Raw genomic sequence first — 19,825 nt, forward strand, 5'->3', positions numbered from 1 at the left:
TCACCACTTTAATTTCGAAAAAACCTCTGCAATAAAAAAGAAAATTTTTAACCACTTAGCACACGCTCCCGTAATCTACAGTAATATGACTGAGGTATTACTAGAGTCGCCAAGGTCATCCACTGGCGGGGCCGCATGCTAAATAGTATTAATGAGCATATATCTTTCTTAACCGACTTTCCAACTATCTTTTTTTCAACCGCCCATGACAATATTTTACGATTAATGGCGGCATTTAGATAATGTTTTTCAAGCCACGTCAGGCCAACTTCACATTCACTCTTTAAGTCTAAGCAAGGATGAATTTGAATCATATTATTTTTGTCGCTTACCACGCCACTATTATGAAGCAACCACATGCTCGTAACGGTGGGATCATAGTGAACCATTTTAAGACTGCATATAACTTTTAACCAAAAATAAACATCCCCAGCACGTCGGTATCGATCAACAGGAAAACCACCAAGGGCCATGAATGTATTTTTATGTATGCAAGCGCCGTTCATGTGAATGAAATCAGAACGTGAGAACGCTGCTAAAGCTTCCTGTCGACTCATGACTCCATTTTTTAGAGGTTCACTTCTCGGAATTACTATATTTCCTTCCATCTTCCGAAATGCATTTACAAAAAGATTAACAGATGGGTTTTCGGAAATAGCATTAGCAAACCTTGAAAGGTGGTCATACACAAGCAGGTCGTCTGCATCAAAAAAAACCAACCATTCAGCTGTTGCCTGCTGTGCTCCATAATTGCGTGCTGCGTAGCCACCTGGGCCTGGCTTATCTCGCTGGAACAATCGCAGCTTACCCTTGCGTTCCTCTTGCAATAAAATCTGGAGAGACCCATCTGTAGAGGCATCATCAACGACAATAATTTCAAAATTCTTAAAGGTCTGATTATAAAGACACGAGAGAGAGTCCAACAAAGTTGAAGCCTTGTTATGAACAGGCACTATGACAGAAAACTTATACATAAACTCACCTCGTCTTAAGCTATTAGCCAACTTTAGCCAAAAAACTATAAACTTTCACATTTATAAATTCTCAATGGAAGACATTGACTTTTAACCGGTGAGTCAATGTATTCAATTTCAGGTGAAAACAAAAAACCTTCAACCAACCCAGCTGTTACAATACCAGCTTTTTTTAACTGTCTTCTTCGTAATAATTTTAATATCATATATAAATCTAAACACATAATTTTTACTACGACATGAGCTGGACGATATTTTTTTGTGACAAATATTCTATTTCTTATTAAGTACTTATAATACTGAAGGCGTACCTCACTATTTTCAGAAATAATATTTAGCACTCCTTTCTCTTGCCGTAAATGCATCACTTTGCTGGCACCCACAACAAACCCGGGAACATCTTCCGTTATTCTTAATGTATATTCAGTATCCTCGCCCCATATGAACATATCGGAAATAGGCAAACCATACCTGTCAATGGTACCGCGGGGAACAAGAATAGATACAAAAGTTGCTCGATCAATGGAGACAACACCATATTGAGCAAATTTTGGCCAATCTTTATATCCAATATGATTAATTTTTTTGTTGATAGAAGGTGAATTAGTTACATAACCATTTTCAGTAAAAGCAGTAGAGATCAGGTAGGCTCTGTCAATACCATTTTCATCCAAGGTATTATCTGCTTCAATCAATCTTTGCAAGGCAAACGGCTCCGGAATGACATCATCGTCCATCATCCAGATATAATCAGCTCCTTCCTTATATGCGAGACGAAACCCAGCATTGAATCCACCTGCAGCACCTACATTCTGCGACAGCAAATACACTTTTAGATTCGGATAGTCCAATTCACTTAGCATTTCTTGTGTATTATCATCGCTAGCATTATCGACCACAATCACCTGGTCACAAATGCATGTTTGTGAATAAATGGCAGCTAAACATAGCTGTAGCAAATCCTGCCGATTGTAGGTGAGTATCACCGCGATCACCTTGCTCATAGTGTCCCCTGCATAATCATGCCCTTGAAAACTCAATACAGCGTTTAATTATTGACTAACATATACATGCGATTAATACGGCAGCACCTGACCTTAGTTACCATTTTAATATAATAAACATTTTTGTTTGATATAAAGAGAAGCCTGGAATTTCGTGCATTCGTAAAATGCAAATGGAGAACATACACACTTTATGTCGCTAATTATTTAGGATTATGCTATTCCAGGTGCGATCCCTAAAGCATATCAAAGATGAGCATCATTATAATTTCCAAAGGCTCACCCTTTTCAAGCGACGCCGGATGCTTCTTGGAATGTTATTATAAAAAAATTTAACAAAAGCAATTGGAAAATAGTAAAAAGGAGCTTTAAGCTGTCGTAATTTTTTTATACTAATTTTCAATGAATTAAATGTATAACTCAATCGATTTCCGACTTCAAAGCTCTGTCCTTCATGAAGTCGTTTAACTGTTAGCGGTAAATCCACTTGGTAAAATATAAAACCTTTTCTCAGAGCGCGTACCCACAGGTCTATATCGACCTGTCTAAACAATGCTTCATCGTACCCTCCAACCTCATCAAAAAATCGTCGAGAGAACAATATAGAGCTATGATTTATTGGATTGTTAACATAAAAACTATCACACCCCATTGGTGTGACGGAGAATCCTCTACTAATAACTAACTCCCCTTCCCCTTCTCCATAAACGATCTGGCTAGCTGTTACGACAAGCTCCACATTTGGAAATAGGCTTATAGTAGCGACCTGCTGCGCCAATTTTTCGGGTAGCCATTGGTCGTCTGCGTCGATATTGGCCAGCCACGGATAACGAGTATGATTGACAGCAAGGTTAAGCGCCCGCGCACGACCAACACCTTGCGTATCCACTAACTGAACCTGGACAGGGGCCATGTGACGTAACTTCTTGAGCACTTCCCAGGTATCATCGTCTGACCCATCGTTGACCACAACAACTTCTTTAGGTAGATAGGTTTGAGAAAAAACGGAAGAAAGACTTGATTCCAGGTATTTGGATCCATTTTTCACAGTCATAATGACAGAAATATCAATCTGATTCATTAGGCCACCTCCATGGCATCAGACAAGCTGATGATGAGAACCTTTTCTATTAATAATAATTATCATTAACAGACAGTAAAAACTCACTAGCATATTAACTACAGAACTAACAATTTATTTAGCCAGAAAATAATTTATATCTCTTTTCTATCGGCGAAATTTCATATTGACTACTTTCCATATCAATAATTTTATTTTATTCTTGGCAAAACGAGCCCCAAGCTGATCTTCAGGATTATATATACGGCTATCACTAAAACAGAAAACAGGCTTACCTGCTTCTCGACAAATTAGTTTTGCTTGATAAGAATTAAACTCGACAAACAAGTCCGCCGTGGATGCAACAAAAGTCTCAACCTTGAATTTCACCTGCGAATCAATAGTCATGACATTCTTATTATTTTTCTTCATAACGAGATTACGATACGAAACCCCGTTATCCATCAGTAAAGCTTCTACCTTATGTCGGTTTGACTCACTCTGAGACGTAACGATTGTATCGATATCTCTTGAAGGAAGGTAACGAAAGCGTGTAGTACCTGTATCATCGCAAAGTTCGTTTTCTGACATCATCCCCTCAAGACAAATACAAGACCTACTCATTACATTATGATGAAATATATTCCATTCAAAAGCTCTTGGATGGGGAAGAAATTCAAGAATAATATCTACATCACTTCTGATTGGCTTGCCTGAGTAAATAGCCAGTGTCGATGCACGTGCTGCTAACCAATCGGGGAGCGCGTTAATTTCGTTTCTTATTGAACCTCCGGTCATTATACTGTCGTCTACAATAAGAACTTTTTGTGCCTCCCAGGGAGAGTTCAAATCTTTTCTCACGCATCGCGTAAGCCCTTTTTTCAATGGATAATTATTAACCCAGGATGAAATATCCGTACAATTTATATTTAGTGCAAGTGCAATCATGTAGGCGGGAACCATACCACTTCTTGGTACCCCGACGACTAAGTCCCAGTCACCAGAAAATTTTTCAAAATTCTTTGTAATATCCCTGCCGAGATCACCATATGACTTGAACTGAATCTGCATTAAGTTTTCTCCGACAACTCGCTCAATATTTTCAGCAACAGCTATCTACCACCCATTTAGCTGATACAGATAGATATATGGTGACCACCAATCGAAATACCTATTGCATCAGTGATGCCGCAGCTATTAAATTAGATAAAATCAGGAAATTAGTATCGAGGCTGTTAGTACTTTTGCAGGGTATAATGTAGATAACACGCAGCACTACGCTACAATTTTATTTAGCAGTAATAGTATCAAATGGTTTTTGCACCCTATTACGAAGCTCTGGTTTTCCTATACCCATTGCTTCAAGCATAACGGCATTGACTTTATGCACATCGTATTTATCTTTAGCAATCTCGTGGGAGCGCTGTCCCATGGTTTTAACTAAAGCTGGTCTGTCAATAAAGTGTTGCATGGCTTTAACAAGCGCATCGACATTTTTTACAGGTATCAAGTAGCCGTTATCGCCATTAGTGACGGTTTCTCGACATCCAGGTGCATCGGTAGTGATGACCGCTCGCCCCATAGACATGGCTTCCAGAATTGAGCGCGGCGTGCCTTCTCGGTAATAACTAGGCAGTACAAAAACGCTACTCTCGGCAAGTGCCAGGCGCACATCATTCAGCCAACCCAAGTGTTCAAGCGATCCCTCTCCCACCCAAGTATCCAGCTCTTGTTGCGAAATCGTATCGGGGTTGCTGTCGATATCACCAGCCAGTTGAAATACTACCTCAGGGTGCTGCTGCTTGATTCGCCTAGCTGCCTCAGCGTACTGGCGGACACCTTTGTCTGCCAACAAGCGAGCAACCAATAAAAAACGTGGCGGCCCATCAGGTAAAGGGGCTGTAGCAAAATGCGCCATATCGACCCCTGACCCATTGAGCACTTGGGAAGGTACGCGATCGCGTAGTATTCCCAAATCACGAAATAAGCTTTCATCATCGGGGTTCTGGAAAAACACCTTATCCACCTTATTCAAAGCTGCCGAATAAAGTCTACGCACCAGATGGAAAACCAGAGCGCGCTTACCGCGTGCCTCTCCGGCAAAGGCATATCCCAGGCCAGTGATCAATGCATAACGTTGAGGAACCTTCGCCAGCCAAGCCGCCAACATCCCATACACCACCGGCTTGATGGTATATGCCAGAACGACATCGGGTCGTATATTACGCATCAACAAGTAAAGTGCTTTTAGCGTCAAAAAATCATACCACGGGTTAAGGCCTGTTCGTTGCATGGGGATATCGTGAACAAATACTCCCCAAGCCTCTAACTGGCGGCATGTCCTTGGATCATCATGTAACCCTGGTGATGCCGCATGTACTTCTAATCCTGCACTAATCAGGCTTTGTAAGAGCGGCCCCCGAAAATTGACTAAGGAATAGCTTGAGCCCGACACTAGCAGAAAGCGACGTTTTGGTTTATTAAGCTTAGAGTTCATGCTGCCTCCTCAACGAACACCAGATAGTAAAAAATTACCAGCTAAAAACATATAAATTCGAAAATATAAACGCCTACTTATAATAAAGACCCATGCATAACATAAATGCATCCTTAAAGTAGTGAATATAAACAAAACCATGTGATACATGGAATATTTAATTAGAAGCTAGATATGAAGATTCTAATGGGCTGGGCCTACCTACTGAATAATAAGTAAATCCTTTCGCCCTCATTCGGCGCGGCTCATAAATATTACGCCCATCAAAGATAGTGGGTTCAGTTAATTTCTCTTTAATAAGATCAAAATCAGGTGCACGGAAGTTCTGCCACTCCGTGACGATAATCAAGGCGTCAGTATTCTTTAAAGCTGCTTCTTTGGTTCCACAAAGGATTAAGTGATCATGACTCCCGTAGAGACGCTGAGCTTCTTCCATGGCTTCCGGATCATAAGCCTGCACCTTGGCACCAGCTGCCCAAAGTGCCTCCATTAGTACCCTGCTGGGGGCATCGCGCATATCATCAGTGTTGGGCTTGAATGAAAGCCCCCAAATGGCGAAGGTCTTACCCTTTAATTCAGCATGGAAGTGCTGGCTTATCTTATTGAATAGCGTGTTTTTTTGCTCTTTATTACGCGACTCCACTGCTTTGAGTAATTTGGCGTCAAAATCAATGGTATTCGAGACGTGGATAAGAGCCTGCAGATCTTTAGGAAAGCACGAACCGCCATAGCCCACACCGGGATAAATGAAGTCGTAACCAATGCGTGGATCCGAGCCTATTCCTTTACGCACCGCCTCAATATCGGCACCCAGACGCTCAGCCAGGTTTGCCATTTCGTTCATAAAACTGATTTTGGTAGCCAACATACAATTAGCTGCATACTTGGTCAGTTCGGCACTTTTTACATCCATCACGATGATCTTGTCGTGATTACGATTGAAGGGGGCGTATAGCTCGCGCATGACTTCAATCGTGGCATCGCACTCTGTGCCGATAATAATACGATCAGGCTTTTGGCAGTCTACGACCGCACTACCTTCTTTTAAAAACTCAGGATTAGACACCACGTCAAACGCGATATCATTGCGTCCGCGCCTTTCCAGCACTTTTTCCACCTCGTCACGCACTTTGTCAGCACTACCTACAGGTACGGTGGATTTGTTAATGATAATTTGGTTCTGCTCCATATGTTCGGCAATGGTGGCAGCCACAGTGAGAACGTACTTGAGATCAGCACTACCGTCTTCGTCCGGTGGAGTTCCCACAGCAATAAACTGCACTTGGCCATGGTTGACTCCCGCGGCCGCATCGGTAGAAAACTCAAGGCGCCCAGCGGCGTAGTTCTCTTTTACTAAAGATTCTAGACCAGGTTCATAAATAGGGATGTTGCCCTGCCTAAGTTGTTCGACCTTATGATCATCTAGATCGATGCAAACAACATGATGGCCAACTTCAGCCAGAATAGTTCCTTGAACCAGGCCTACGTAACCCGTGCCGAAAACTGTAACGTTCATTGGATTTCCTAACTGGAGAGTAAAGTGGTGAGAAAAATTAGAGAGAAGTTTTATTTAGGCAAGCTATGAATTTCACTTATGGTGCTGCTCGCCTTATTTGGCGAATAGTAACTTCGATACCATTCGACAAACTTGGCAACGCCATGAAAAACTGATGTGGCGGGCCTATAACCAACCTTTTTTTCTAATTCACTTGAATCCGCATAAGTGTCTGGAACATCGCCAGGCTGCAAAGGCAGTAGATCCTTGATGGCCTTTCTACCTAATGCTTTTTCAATGGCTTCGATATAGATGTTGACCGTCACAGGATCATTATTGCCAATGTTGAAGATACGAAATGGCGCATTGCTGGTAGCAGGGTCAGGGTTATCGCTATTCCACTCAAAAGCAGGAGTGGCTATATCATCACTGGCGCGAATAACGCCCTCAACAATATCATCCACATAGGTGAAGTCGCGGGTATGGCAGCCATAATTGAAAACCTGGATGGGCTCATTGGCCAAAATATTTTTGGTGAATTTAAAAAGCGCCATATCTGGGCGCCCCCAGGGGCCATAGACGGTGAAAAACCTTAGCCCGGTGGTCGGTAATCCAAACAAATGACTATAACTGTGGGCCATCATTTCATTGGCTTTTTTGGTGGCAGCATAAAATTGCAGTGGATGGTTGGCTCCTTCATGCTCGGAAAACGGCATTAAAGTATTAGCGCCATAAACACTACTGGTACTGGCGTACGTCAGGTGCGCAATGCTGGAGTAACGACACGCCTCCAAAACATTAGTAAACCCAATCAAGTTACTTTCCACATAACTAAGTGGGTTTTCCAGCGAATAACGAACCCCTGCTTGGGCAGCTAGATGAATAACTCGGTCAAAGTGGTGTTCATTAAAACACTCGGCCACCGCCTGTTGATCAGCTAGATTAGCGCGAATAGAAAGGTAGTCGTTTCTTGTCTCTTTCGCCGTCTGCTCAAGAATTTTTAGGCGCGCCTCCTTAATGGCAGGGTCATAATAGTCATTGACGCTATCAAAGCCGACGACACTATCACCGCGCTCCAGTAGCCGCTTGGCAGTGTGAAAGCCGATGAATCCGGCATGGCCGGTAACAAGAATCTTCATTTAATAACTCCATGACGTGGGAGGAATAGAGGGCATTGGCAGGAGTAGGGCAAATAACAGCGCTAATCTCAGCTGCGTACAAAGCGCTGAATATGGCGCCAGCTCACTCGCCTCAAGCCATCCAACGTCAAGGGCACCAGAGCCACTGAACGCACCATGGCAAGTAACGGACGCGGAAGCTCACTCAGACATAAGGTTCGCGGCAGGCCGGTATAGGGAAACCAACATTGTCGATAGGAGCTCTGCCGGGCTGAAGGAGGTAAATCGCCGGTAAAAATCGAAGGTACGGCGTACCAGGCATAGTTGCCTTTCAGCGTCTTTATTTCGTCAGAACCGGGCTGTAGAAACTCGAAATCGATAATCTTTAGCCCTTGGCAAGGGTCATAGATAAGGTCATGCGGATTAAGATCGATGCATTCATAGCCAAGACTGCGATAGTGCAAAATAACGGCTCTCACGCGCTCGATGGCCCAGATAGGCAGCAAACCATGATTAGAAAAAGGCGCACGAGGCGATAAAATGCGTTCCATGCAATTGGCATAGCGCTCAAACACTAGATAATGAGTACCGACTTCTAGCAGACGGGATACTTCTGGCAGAGAGGCACCGAGTTCACGCGCCTTTACTTCACGCTCTAGGTAGCGCTCACGCCCAGGCCGAAATGTCTTGCAAATCGCCTCAGTGCCATGAAAATCCACCAGCTCTACTTTGGCTCGGCAAACCTCTTTACTTAGGTCAGCTAATACCGGGTAAGGTGTGCGAAATGCTGCATCGTTGCTTAGGGCTGCTTCACGTATCTTACCGATCTGCTCGGGCACCAAGGTTTTGAGATACTTAAACGCCTGATCCGCATCGCGGGAGCAATGTATCGGACTCTGTTGTTCTGCTTTGCTCTCCTCTGGAGAGAGCGTGGCACTGAAGGTTGCCCTGATGGTAGGTAGTCTTAAATTGGGAGAGTCACTCGACATCCGCTTCACCGGTACTGGATGGACATCCTGTACCACAAGCAGAAAAACTGGCGGCGACCCACTGCTGGCAAAATTTCCTTGCTCTTGTCCATCATCAAGAACCCACTGAGCGAGCGCCTGTTGCTGCCCACTTTCGATTGGCACGCTACACAACACATTAAATCCATAGTGATCAAGCAACTTAAGAAGGGTGTCCAAATACGCCAACTCACACTCTCTAATCAGAAAAACAGTAATCCCGGATAGCCACTCTTGTTGCTCGTCATCAGATTGTTTGTTCGTCATGACTTGCCTCCTTGTGCTAAAGAGAGCACTTATTTTTAAATAAGCATTGATGACATGCTCAATAATGCTTTTCGCATCACTCAAGCATGAAAAGTGGTGATCAGAGCGAGGGGGAAACGGCTCAGTCGCTATGGCGTAGGCGCCGGAAGTAAACGGGTTGCAGCAAAGTTGGTAAGATTCCGTCGTCTTGTGATAGCCAGCGATTCAATAAGATTCTCAACCTTCTTTGGGTACGGAGCGTAATACAGGGCCTAGTCTGGCGACCGACCTTAAGGCTGTGTTCGTTGCATCAACATGTTGGCGTTGCGTATCTGAGGTCATGGTCTGACGCGCTTTCCATACCAGGTCGGCTATTTCGTCCAAAGGGTTGTAGTCCAGTGGAGCCGACTGCAACAACTGGCGGATACGCAGGTGATCAGTAGCGATAAATGCCTGCTCCAGCTGCTTTAAAAAGGCTTCGAGCCTCGGCCATTCCCAGAAGCGCTCTTTTGAAGTCATGATACGATCATGGCGCGTCTTGCTGACGTCATGACCTATCAACAATTCCTCGTAAAGCTTTTCACCAGGCCGCAAGCCGGAATAGATGATTTCGATATCCCCTTCAGGATGCGCAGCGTCTCTTACCTCCAATCCCGAAAGGCGAATCATATTCATGGCCAGATCATGAATGCGTACCGGTTCGCCCATATCGAGCACGAAAACCTCCCCACCTTCCCCCATGGCGCCAGCCTGGATAACCAGCTGAGCAGCTTCGGGAATTGTCATGAAATAGCGGGTGATATCCGGGTGAGTCACCTTCACGGGGCCGCCCTGCTCAATCTGCTGACGAAACACTGGGACAACGGAGCCACTTGAACCCAGAACATTGCCAAAGCGCACCATGCAGAATCGAGTGTTGGACTGAGAATGTGCGAAGGCCTGACAGATAAGCTCAGTCAAACGCTTGGATGCACCCATGGCATTGGAGGGGCGAACCGCTTTATCGGTGGATACCACCACAAAGGTTTCAACATTGGCCGACATTGCCGCCTTGGCCAGATTCAATGTGCCAAAGACGTTATTACTCACTCCTTGCACGAGATTAAATTCCACCATCGGCACATGCTTGTAAGCAGCAGCGTGGTAGACAGTATGCACCTCGAAACATTCGAACACTGCCTTAAGACTGCCCGAATGCTGCACTGAGATAAGCAATGGTTTTAGCTCGCACCGTGACGCGGTGCTTTCGATATGTTGCTTCAACTCTTGCTCAATGGCGTATAGCGCAAATTCGCAGTTATCGATCAAAAGCAGGCGGACAGGATTCTGATCAAGAATCTGACGACACAGTTCACTGCCTATCGAGCCTCCTGCCCCCGTCACCATGACCGATTTATCGCGGATATTGGCCTCCATCAGTTCGGGGAAGGCAGGCACAGACTCCCTACCCAATAAGTCCTCCAGCGCCACATCGCGAAGTTCACTGATTTTGGCTCTACCGGCAATTACATCGGCGCTACCAGGAATTGTCTTAAGAGGCACGGAAAGGCCCGAAAGCCAGTGCAGTATCTCGCGGCGACGCCAACGTGGGGCGCTGGGGATAGCTAACAAGACCATTGTGGCGCGGTGTTCTTGAACCAGAGCAGCTAATGCTACCGGCTGATGTACCCGCAGCCCTTCTACCATGGCGCCTTCCAATCCCCGCCAGTCATCAACGAAGGCCACCGGCTGGTATTCCTCTCCATTGCGCAGAGCAGCCACCAGCTCGCAACCCGCGGCCCCTGCCCCATAAATCACCACTGGCTTGCGCTGTCGAAGCTGACTGTGGCGATACAACTCTCGCAATAGAAAACGCAGGCTACCGATACCCAACAATAAGAGCAGCGCATAAATGATGATAATAGATAGTCCAATGGGCGAGTTAACCATGTAACTGGCCGGCGCTACTAACAAAGTCGATGCCAGCACAACAACAGCGATAGTGGATACAGTGGCATGGCTCATGTAGCGAATGACGGCGCGATAAAGCCCTAACCAGCGGAAAAGCAAAAGGCTTATCGGAACTAACACGCTGATGGTCATCCACAAGGAAATGCTGCTGAGTGGTTGTAGGCTTTCCAGGTGAATCATTGTGGCAAGTTGCAGGCTACCCACCACAATCAAACCATCAAATACAACAAGTACCCGGCGCTTTATGGAGCGCGGCGCCATTGATAACGACTTTATTAAACTAGCCATAGTTATCTCTATCCGTCCTTGCGGGTTGCCAAGTTACGGCGCTGGCAGCCGCATTATTGAAGTGGGCGATCAAAAACGAGATTTTGACGGGAAGCCGCTATCGAGCCTTCTCGATAGAGATGCCAACAGATCACTAGTAGTACCCAGAATAACGTCGCGCGCAGCCCGTTATGAGTAGTGGAATAAATCAATGGCCCTGCTACTCCAGCCCAGATGTAAAGGGGAGCTCGGCGCAATACGGTGGCTATTATCGATAGGAAAAGCACTAGGCCTGGCAAGCCATAAGCAAACAACATGTTAATAAAGGAGGAGTGGATTTCGGCCCCATCATATGGTGCAAAACGCTGCCGTTCGGCTTCTCCTGCCCCCAATATTGCGTAGGCGGGAAAGTTAGTCAGTCGGTCAAACTTGCGTTCTTCATACACACTATCAATTTTGCTTGGTGCTCGATCCATACGCGCTTCCAGGTTGCGCAACACCTGCCCCTCAGTACTAATATTGGCGAGCACAACACCTCCCAATAATAGTGGCACCAGCAGCAACAGGCGCGCAAAGTACTTGACCTGCTTAGCATTTGCTATGGCCCAGCCGATCCCCACCATAGCCCCACCTCCCATAGCGGCCAACGACGACGCCGATAAGATCCCCAACACGCCGCTAGCTAGCCCGGCCAATGCCAAAGGCCTCATTTTAGGGTGAAAATCATCGAGCATTAACAACACCACTACGCCACATAGCGAAAAGTAGGCCAGCTGATTGGGATTATTAAAGCTGCCAGTGGTGCGGTTGATCCCCAAGGCTAATTGCACTAACACATGGCCACCGGCGATCACTAGCGCAATAGAGATGCTATTTCGAATAAGCCCTATGGCACGTTCACCGTAAACGCTTAGGAAACGCAGCAGCCCCATACCGATTAAAAAATTGAACAGGAAAAACTGGGCTGGTCTAAAAAATTCAGTGGTTTCCATCACTAACGTCCAGCTAAGGCATACCATTACTACCCACAACACCATTAATCCCCAGCACATAGCGAAGGGTGAAACTTTCAGGTGTTTGTCTCCTAATGACATCAAAAGCATCACGCCGGCAAAACCGATCAGCACAAAATCAGCCAGCTGTGGCCCACCGCTGGGAAACAAATAAAGGCTGCTTAGCGAAAGCCCCACAAACAGCAATAGCGCACCGATCAGATTCATGGCGATACCTTTTTTCTACTGTGGCTAGAGGTTAGCCATCATCTGGAAGGTATGATTGCGACTGGCCAGGTCATCATAAGTACCTGCATCACTTACTTGCCCGTCCTCAAGCATATAAATTATGTCGCACTCTTTGACCGTGGCCAGGCGGTGGGCAATAAGCACCACCGTCATTTGGCCTGCGAAGCGCTGGATATCTTCCATCACACGACGTTCGGTGATCCCATCCAGAGCACTGGTGGCTTCATCAAAAACTAATACACTGGCTTGCTGATAAAGAGCACGGGCGATACCCAAACGCTGACGCTGTCCCCCTGATATCTGCACTCCGCGCTCCCCGATTCTAGTTTCGAGCCCTTCGGGAAATCGCATGATCAGTTCATCGAGTTGCGCCATGTGTAGGGCTTCTTTGACTCTCTCAACATCAATATTTTCGCGTTCAATGGCAAAGGCGACGTTTTCGAGGATCGTGGCATCGGACAGAAATATCTGTTGCGGCACAAACCCCACACTGGCATGCCAATTCCGCAAGTTCTCCTGCGTTAAAGCCACACCATCAATGAGTATTTGCCCTTGCTGAGGCTCGATCAGACCCAGCAATAGATCCACAGCAGTACTTTTACCACTGCCAGAAGCACCGACTAAGCCGACCATCTTGTTGACCGGAATTGTCAGAGTCAGGCCATTCAGCGCCCGTGCTCGCGCTCCTGGGTAGTCGAAGGCGACCTCATGAATTTTGATTTCTCGCTGAGGAACCCACGGCATTGACTGAGCAGCAGGCTTAGATTCACTGCCTGTTTTCAGTTTTATGGTTTCCTCACTGCTGGCGATCAAATCTTCACGGATTGCATCATAAGCCGCCAGGTTGCCGCGTATTTTAGTAATGGAGGTATAGATTTTCTGAAAGCCAGGCAGCATCTTGAAACCGGCTAGGGCATAAATTGAAAGCGCCGGCAAAATGGCGCCCAGATTGCCTTGGTAGAGGTTAAGCAGGTAAAGAACCAGCAGGATTACCGAACCAAAGGCCACTAGCTCGATAGCATAACGGGGTGCCTCACTCAGTCCTTGTGTTACACCTTGGCCTCGCGCTATGCGGTTGCTGGCCTTTTCAAACCGCGTGGTAAAACTCGCCTGACGATGCAATAAAAGAAGATCTTTGATGCCTCCAAACCCTTCAGTCATCAGCTTGAAGCGTTTCGATTGAGCCTCAGATATACGCCTTCCATTAATGCTGAGAAAGCGCCGCACCGTCTGATAAAGCAGTAGATAAGTGGCGAGGAATATCACTAAGCCGGATATTGCTACAACAGGGTTATAGATAAAGATAGCCAAGCTCATCAAGGTCACCATGACCGCCTTGGCGTTGAGCTCCATCGCTGGATTTATCACCTTTGTCGTAACGCGCTGGACTTCAACGGAGACCTTGCTGATCAGGACACTGGTATTCTGGCTCGAATGAAATAACCAAGGTTGATACAGATAATAACGATAGAGGCGGCTAGAGAGTTCCGCTCCCACTTGCTCACTGTAGAGCGACAGCCGCCAGGTGGTATACATGGAAATTAGCGCTGCCATTAACAACACTCCAAGTACCATACCGCCCAATAGACTCAAGAAGGACTTGTGGCTTTGCATTCCGCTATAGGTATAAGCCCAGGCTAACCAACCATTGCCCTGGAGTTTGCTCATATCTCCGACCACCGCCATAAAAGGCCCAATGGCGATGACACTGGCAATTTGAGCTAGCGCCATCACAATGATCAGTGCCTGAAGCCCTAACAATCGGCGGCGCTGTTGTTGCGTTAGTAAAGAATAAAATTCGCGCAATTGATTAAGCATATTGGCTCACCGGTAAGCATAGAGGTAGCTGCCATAGTATCCGTGACGGCTGCTGGTCGGCTTCTTAACACCATTTAGAATTCCACCTTTGAGCCTCACACCAGCACTCTCAAGACGACGCTTAGCGGCTTTGATTTCGCCAGGAGGGTTCGTGTCGAACCGCACCACCATTAGACTGGTACCAACCAACTTGCCGACTACCGAGGCATCGGTTACCGCCAGAATCGGGGGCGTATCCACGATTACCAGGTCATAGTGCTGGCTTATCGTGTCTAGAAAGTCGTGAAAACTCTGCTGCATCAAAAGCTCTGATGGATTAGGCGGTACGCTTCCTCTTGCCACATAATCAAGTCCATCAAGCTCACTATGGCGAATGGCCTCCTCCACACTGATACGCCGTGCCAACAACTCTGAAAGTCCCTTTATTCCCTTACCGTGAAAGGCATGGTGCAAATGGCCGCGGCGCATATCAGCATCGATTAACAACACTTTTTGGCCAGCCTGGGCACATACCGCCGCTAAGTTCGCGGCTATGAAGCTCTTACCTACCCCCGGACTAGCACCAGTAATCATCAACCGATTGTTATCGGATTCGAGCATGGCGAAGTAGAGGCTGGTACGAAGCCCACGCAATGCCTCAACGGCAATTTCAGCGGGTTTCTTGACGGCCAGCAAGCCACGAAAAACTTCTTGGGCTTTCTTGGCACGACGCGGACGAATACGCTCGGTAAGCCCTGCCTGTTCACCGGAATTCGGTAAGGTGGCATAGACAGGCAGACCCAATTCTTCAAGCTGCTCGGGGGTTTTGATAGACCGACTAAGCAACATACGAACGATCACTAATAACATTGCCAACAAGGCGCCAAACAGGCCGCTAACAGCGGTTATTAAAGGGATACGTGGAGCAATGGTACCGGGGGACAGCATGGCCGCATCCAAGATACGCACATTGCCTACTGTGCCAGCCTTCACCAAACGCATCTCTTGAAGCTGGTTGAGTAGCTGGACATACACTTGCTGATTGACCTGAGTATCCCGAGTAAGACGCAGCACTTCCTGTTGGGTTTCGGGTAATTCACTCACCAGAGCGTTAAGTCGGTCACGCTCGGCTTCTAGCTGGCCGCGTTGTCTCAGTAACGTTTGGTAGTTAGGGTGTGAAGGACGGTACCTCTCAGCCAGATCCGCTTCCCGCATAGCCAACTCACCAAGCTGGTTTTCCACATCGACTACCCGAGTAAGCAGGTTCTGTGTCTCGAACGTCAGGTCGACAGAGTCACGCTGAGCTCGGTAATCGTTGAGCATGCCTTCGGCATCTGACAATTGGTTGCTAACCTGAGGAATTTGCTCGTTGAGAAAGGCGATCTGTTTTTCTGCTTCTTCTGAATGACGCTGCACGTTTTGAGTCAAAAAAACGCTGGTCAGCGTATCTAGTGTTGGCTGAATCTGGTTTTGATCCGCCCCGTTCAACGTCAGTTCATAGACGCCCGACTCTAACCCACGCGGAATGATTTCAAAGCGATTCTTCAGCTCACTTATTGCACTAAGAGCAGACGTTCTTACTAATGTGAATTCTGCGCCGGGGTGGGCCTCTGCCTGGCTGACAAAAAGACGATACCCCAATTCATCATTCTGTACCGTTTCCCCAACGCTACCAGTAAGCAGCGTTTCTTCTTCCAGCAGCAGCTCGAATTCACCGCCGTCGAGAAGCCGCAACACATGCTCCCCCCCCACGTTCTCCTCGGGAACATCGAAACGAGCGACTCGCAGTGATTCCCCAGCCCACACATAGGGGTTACTCCAAGCATCATCCACAGAGTCTGCTAACCACTGGCGAATGAATTCAGGCGTGAGGCTCTCGAACCACTGCTGATTAACTCCATGATGAACCAGAAAGTCCCCCACCACCGGCAACCTACGCGGCTCAACCTGAATGGCAAGGTCAAGACGGTCAGCGGTTTCACCCAACACCATACGTGACTGCAGAATTTCGAGCTCAGCAGAGGTAGGGTTGCCTTGTTGCGGCTCTCCCAATGACTCCATAAACGCCAAGTTCGATCCTCGGGTCTCTATCTGAACTAAGGCATCGGCCTGATAAATTCTCGGCTGAGAGCTGGCATTAAAGTAGCCCGCCAGCAGAAAAAATCCCGTCACCGACACAATAAACCAGCGATGATCGGACAGCGTGTCTACCAACTTACGCAGATTAAGCTCATCGCTCTCTCGAGGTGCTGGCGACGGCGCTGGTGAAGGGAAATTAGTCATGGAGATGCCTCATCACTCAGAAAATATATTAAAGCTCACCGGCATCAATAGCAGACGTTGCAAAGTCGCCTGGCAAACTAACTGATGGCAACAGCAGGGAGATCACAGAGTTCCAGCGAGCCAGCGGTGCTGACGTCACGTACACCACATCCTGCGGCTCAAGAGGAAAGCGTGTTCCTAGCAATAAGCGAGTGGCATCCTGAATATCCAACTGATAGACGGTGGCAATTTTCTCGCTACCCGGCGGGTTTCCCCTTACTACGAAAATACCCGACGGCTGGGCGCGATTTTCATTCACACCACCTGCCCTTCCCAATGCATCCGTCAACGTGATGCGTTCATTGCCCAGGGCAATGGCACCTGGACGGCTAACCTGTCCCAGAACGACCACGTTTTGATTTTCCATGGTGGGCACGTGAAGTAGATCGCCATCACGCAGTAACCGGTTTTGTGTCATATCCCCTTGACGCATCATGGCGTAAAGCGATATCACCTCTTCACCACCATTGCGGCTTAGGGTGACATTACGCCAATCCGCATTATCACGTGCCCCGCCTACTTCACTAATGGCATCAAGTACCGTCATCGGCACAATACTCAGAGGCAGAGTGCCGGGGTTTTCCACTGCACCACTGATGTACACTTTTTGGGAGTTAAACGCCGCAATGCCTACCTCTACCTGCGGCTCATTGATTACTGCGGACAATCGCCGTGCGATTAACTCGCGCACCTCGTCAAGCGTCATGCCCTCGACTCTCACACGCCCTACGTAGGGATAGAACATCGTGCCATTGGGCCGTATACGGTTCCCGGTTTCCGCAGCGGAGCGCTCGGCACCGGCAGGAATCGTTAATTCTGGATGGTCATAGACGATCACGCTTAAAATGTCCCCAGGCCCTACCCGATATTCGTAGTCTTGCACTTCTTGATTCAATGCTTGAGACGTGGCTTGCGTGGTAGGCTCTTCTGGGACATACAACCTATCTACAAACTCTGGTGTAATGGGTTGTACGTCCACTCGGCCATCAAGCGATTGGTCGAGCTCGCTTTCATCAATATGCCCGCCTGGGGCCATGGCACAGCCACTTAATATCCCCAGCAGCATGATGAACATTAGATAGCGAACCAGCCGCAATGGGTTTTTTCTGGTTTCTACACCTTCTATTTCTTTGAAATTATTCATTTTTTGTTCCCTTTGCTTTGTGTCTTACCACGCTACCGCCCGGGGATTTTAAATGGCATTTCCCAGAGCCTATTTGGAAACTCGCCTTGGCAGTGCAACCTTCGAGCCGCCATAAGACATGAATGCCATTACGGCAGACAAATATAATGTTACATAAAAAAACAAAAAACATACTTTGATTTACTTCATTGCTGAGGATGAGATAGCTAACGCTATTTAGGCGTTTAGAAATGAGGTTTGGCGTCATGGGTGAGAGGAGAGGAGATCATGCCTAGCGGTATTAAACATTTAATGATAATAAAAAATTTATATTTAAAATTAATAAGTTGTAAAAAGTTACAAAAGAAGAAATTTCAAGTTACAATCGCGGAACAATTGTAATATCGCCTTAATTGAGGGGTTTCTTAGTGACAGTGGTCACATAGAAAAAAGCCACCCTTGGAGGGGCGGCCATAAGTTGGTCTTTGAATCCGCTCACGCCTTTTTGGGTTTCCACCGCTCCCTCAGTGCCGTCTTGAGGGGGCTTGGAAAGCTAGATAAAATCTTTCTTTTGCTGGCGCTGAGAAGGCGTTTCGTATAGCTATGCGATCCCTTTTTGGCGGAGATTTTATCAGACGCTGTATAGACTCTATTATCTTCACAGCAATAAACGGCTTTCCCCGATATTTTTGCAATACTTGCAGCCTGCCTGGTAGCACTCTCAATGAAGAAAGTGTAATCCGAGTTCTTATAGAACAGGCCCTTGTGCGTAGAGTGAATCCCCTGGCGTTGGCGCTCCTCTTTCGAAGGCAGATCCAGCATGACCAAGCGCTCATAGTCAATTCCCTGTTGCTTCAGCCACTGCTCTGTCTGGCTACGGTACTTCTCAAGACGGTTGGTTACCAAGCAGCCGATTCGGCCAGCAGGTAGGAAAAGAAGCTCCGCGTTATTCAAAAACGCAATGTACTGCTCTCCATCATCGTTCTGAAGGTCGGTAGGATCGACGCACAGTACACCATCGATATCGACACATGACTGGGAAAGTATGGCAGGAGTGAAAAGGTTCCACTGGAAAGCACAAGGCGATTCTAGCGTGTAAAAATGAAAATCAACATGTTGCTTACCGTCGGGATCAGCATAGATCGCCAAGGTATCTATTATACAAGGACAGTTTTCGGGGATAGCACTCCGTGCTTCCTGCACAGTCTTCCCTGTAATGACGCTATCATCGACGAAAAGAACTTTTTTCGCGTCCCAGGCGGCTCCCGGCGGCTTTTCTTCCTTTCTACGCAAGCGAGTTTTCAGCGGTTGGTTGTCAATAAAGTCTGGGAGCCCCATCATATCGAGATGCAAACCCAACGCAACCATGCTGGCAGGGATGATGCCGCTACGGGGAATACCGACCACCAGGTCGTAATCCTTCCCGTGAACTTTGAACAAGGACGCAGCGATGTCCTCACTTAAATCACCATAGGATTTGTAATTCATTGTCTATCCCTCCTTATTTATCAGGCTTGACCGCCAAATTAATGGATGGTTAGGTAGAATCGCCTTTCTTGTAAAACCCAGCGGTGATGGCCCTAAACACAAAGACATACTCTCGGTACGTCACGCCTCTACCCAAGATGGAGCATCACGCCAGAGAGTTAAAAAGGCTTTTCCGATAGTTTCTGCAATGAACAAAATCGCTTAGTTACGACTTATAGTGGAACGGTAACTTTATC

General features: G+C 47.0%; 14 protein-coding genes. All 14 read right to left on the minus strand.

What is annotated here, in order from left to right; translation table 11 throughout:
• Positions 1-47: 47 nt before the first annotated feature.
• The 14 genes from AC4EYZ_RS00605 to AC4EYZ_RS00670 all read right to left on the minus strand — a co-directional run bounded on the left by AC4EYZ_RS00605 (position 48) and on the right by AC4EYZ_RS00670 (position 19,589).
• Positions 48-974, minus strand: a complete 927-nt coding sequence (locus AC4EYZ_RS00605) for a glycosyltransferase family A protein (protein WP_022523687.1) — start codon at positions 972-974, stop codon at positions 48-50.
• A 44-nt stretch (positions 975-1,018) separates the two neighbouring features.
• Positions 1,019-1,978 (minus strand): glycosyltransferase family 2 protein, encoded by a 960-nt coding sequence (locus tag AC4EYZ_RS00610; RefSeq protein WP_022523688.1) that lies wholly within the window; start codon positions 1,976-1,978, stop codon positions 1,019-1,021.
• A gap of 262 nt (positions 1,979-2,240) precedes the next feature.
• Positions 2,241-3,059 carry a glycosyltransferase family 2 protein gene (locus tag AC4EYZ_RS00615; protein WP_022523689.1) on the minus strand — a complete coding sequence of 273 codons (819 nt, stop codon included), beginning with the start codon at positions 3,057-3,059 and terminating at the stop codon, positions 2,241-2,243.
• A 147-nt stretch (positions 3,060-3,206) separates the two neighbouring features.
• On the minus strand, positions 3,207-4,109 hold the full coding sequence (locus AC4EYZ_RS00620; protein WP_009286553.1) for a phosphoribosyltransferase: 903 nt from the start codon (positions 4,107-4,109) through the stop codon (positions 3,207-3,209).
• Positions 4,110-4,326: 217 nt separating this feature from the next.
• Positions 4,327-5,535 carry a glycosyltransferase family 4 protein gene (locus AC4EYZ_RS00625; protein WP_490204071.1) on the minus strand — a complete coding sequence of 403 codons (1,209 nt, stop codon included), beginning with the start codon at positions 5,533-5,535 and terminating at the stop codon, positions 4,327-4,329.
• Between the two features lie 157 nt (positions 5,536-5,692).
• Positions 5,693-7,051: a UDP-glucose dehydrogenase family protein gene (locus AC4EYZ_RS00630; RefSeq protein WP_022523690.1), complete on the minus strand. Its 1,359-nt coding sequence runs from the start codon at positions 7,049-7,051 to the stop codon at positions 5,693-5,695.
• Between the two features lie 50 nt (positions 7,052-7,101).
• Positions 7,102-8,169: an NAD-dependent epimerase gene (locus AC4EYZ_RS00635; RefSeq protein WP_022523691.1), complete on the minus strand. Its 1,068-nt coding sequence runs from the start codon at positions 8,167-8,169 to the stop codon at positions 7,102-7,104.
• A gap of 68 nt (positions 8,170-8,237) precedes the next feature.
• Positions 8,238-9,422 (minus strand): hypothetical protein, encoded by a 1,185-nt coding sequence (locus AC4EYZ_RS00640; protein ID WP_022523692.1) that lies wholly within the window; start codon positions 9,420-9,422, stop codon positions 8,238-8,240.
• Between the two features lie 216 nt (positions 9,423-9,638).
• Positions 9,639-11,639 (minus strand): polysaccharide biosynthesis protein, encoded by a 2,001-nt coding sequence (locus tag AC4EYZ_RS00645; protein ID WP_022523693.1) that lies wholly within the window; start codon positions 11,637-11,639, stop codon positions 9,639-9,641.
• A gap of 53 nt (positions 11,640-11,692) precedes the next feature.
• A complete protein-coding gene (locus AC4EYZ_RS00650; protein ID WP_022523694.1) occupies positions 11,693-12,838 on the minus strand; it encodes a hypothetical protein in 1,146 nt (381 codons plus the stop codon).
• Between the two features lie 24 nt (positions 12,839-12,862).
• Positions 12,863-14,677, minus strand: coding sequence for an ABC transporter ATP-binding protein (locus AC4EYZ_RS00655; RefSeq protein WP_009286549.1), 1,815 nt, complete (start codon positions 14,675-14,677; stop codon positions 12,863-12,865).
• 6 nt (positions 14,678-14,683) lie between these two features.
• Positions 14,684-16,939 carry a polysaccharide biosynthesis tyrosine autokinase gene (locus AC4EYZ_RS00660; RefSeq protein ID WP_022523695.1) on the minus strand — a complete coding sequence of 752 codons (2,256 nt, stop codon included), beginning with the start codon at positions 16,937-16,939 and terminating at the stop codon, positions 14,684-14,686.
• Positions 16,940-16,967: 28 nt separating this feature from the next.
• A complete protein-coding gene (locus AC4EYZ_RS00665) occupies positions 16,968-18,122 on the minus strand; it encodes a polysaccharide export protein (protein WP_009286547.1) in 1,155 nt (384 codons plus the stop codon).
• Between the two features lie 474 nt (positions 18,123-18,596).
• Entirely contained in the window at positions 18,597-19,589 is a 993-nt protein-coding gene (locus tag AC4EYZ_RS00670; RefSeq protein ID WP_009286546.1) for a phosphoribosyltransferase, read from the minus strand.
• Positions 19,590-19,825 lie beyond the last annotated feature (236 nt).

This window comes from Vreelandella sp. 162(4c), from assembly GCF_058152265.1.

Coding starts and splice junctions, on each gene's coding strand:
- AC4EYZ_RS00605 (WP_022523687.1), bottom strand. CDS start 974: ATGTATAAGTTTTCTGTCATAGTGCCTGTTCATAACAAGGCTTCAACT.
- AC4EYZ_RS00610 (WP_022523688.1), bottom strand. CDS start 1,978: ATGAGCAAGGTGATCGCGGTGATACTCACCTACAATCGGCAGGATTTG.
- AC4EYZ_RS00615 (WP_022523689.1), bottom strand. CDS start 3,059: ATGAATCAGATTGATATTTCTGTCATTATGACTGTGAAAAATGGATCC.
- AC4EYZ_RS00620 (WP_009286553.1), bottom strand. CDS start 4,109: ATGCAGATTCAGTTCAAGTCATATGGTGATCTCGGCAGGGATATTACA.
- AC4EYZ_RS00625 (WP_490204071.1), bottom strand. CDS start 5,535: ATGAACTCTAAGCTTAATAAACCAAAACGTCGCTTTCTGCTAGTGTCG.
- AC4EYZ_RS00630 (WP_022523690.1), bottom strand. CDS start 7,051: ATGAACGTTACAGTTTTCGGCACGGGTTACGTAGGCCTGGTTCAAGGA.
- AC4EYZ_RS00635 (WP_022523691.1), bottom strand. CDS start 8,169: ATGAAGATTCTTGTTACCGGCCATGCCGGATTCATCGGCTTTCACACT.
- AC4EYZ_RS00640 (WP_022523692.1), bottom strand. CDS start 9,422: ATGACGAACAAACAATCTGATGACGAGCAACAAGAGTGGCTATCCGGG.
- AC4EYZ_RS00645 (WP_022523693.1), bottom strand. CDS start 11,639: ATGGCTAGTTTAATAAAGTCGTTATCAATGGCGCCGCGCTCCATAAAG.
- AC4EYZ_RS00650 (WP_022523694.1), bottom strand. CDS start 12,838: ATGAATCTGATCGGTGCGCTATTGCTGTTTGTGGGGCTTTCGCTAAGC.
- AC4EYZ_RS00655 (WP_009286549.1), bottom strand. CDS start 14,677: ATGCTTAATCAATTGCGCGAATTTTATTCTTTACTAACGCAACAACAG.
- AC4EYZ_RS00660 (WP_022523695.1), bottom strand. CDS start 16,939: ATGACTAATTTCCCTTCACCAGCGCCGTCGCCAGCACCTCGAGAGAGC.
- AC4EYZ_RS00665 (WP_009286547.1), bottom strand. CDS start 18,122: ATGAATAATTTCAAAGAAATAGAAGGTGTAGAAACCAGAAAAAACCCA.
- AC4EYZ_RS00670 (WP_009286546.1), bottom strand. CDS start 19,589: ATGAATTACAAATCCTATGGTGATTTAAGTGAGGACATCGCTGCGTCC.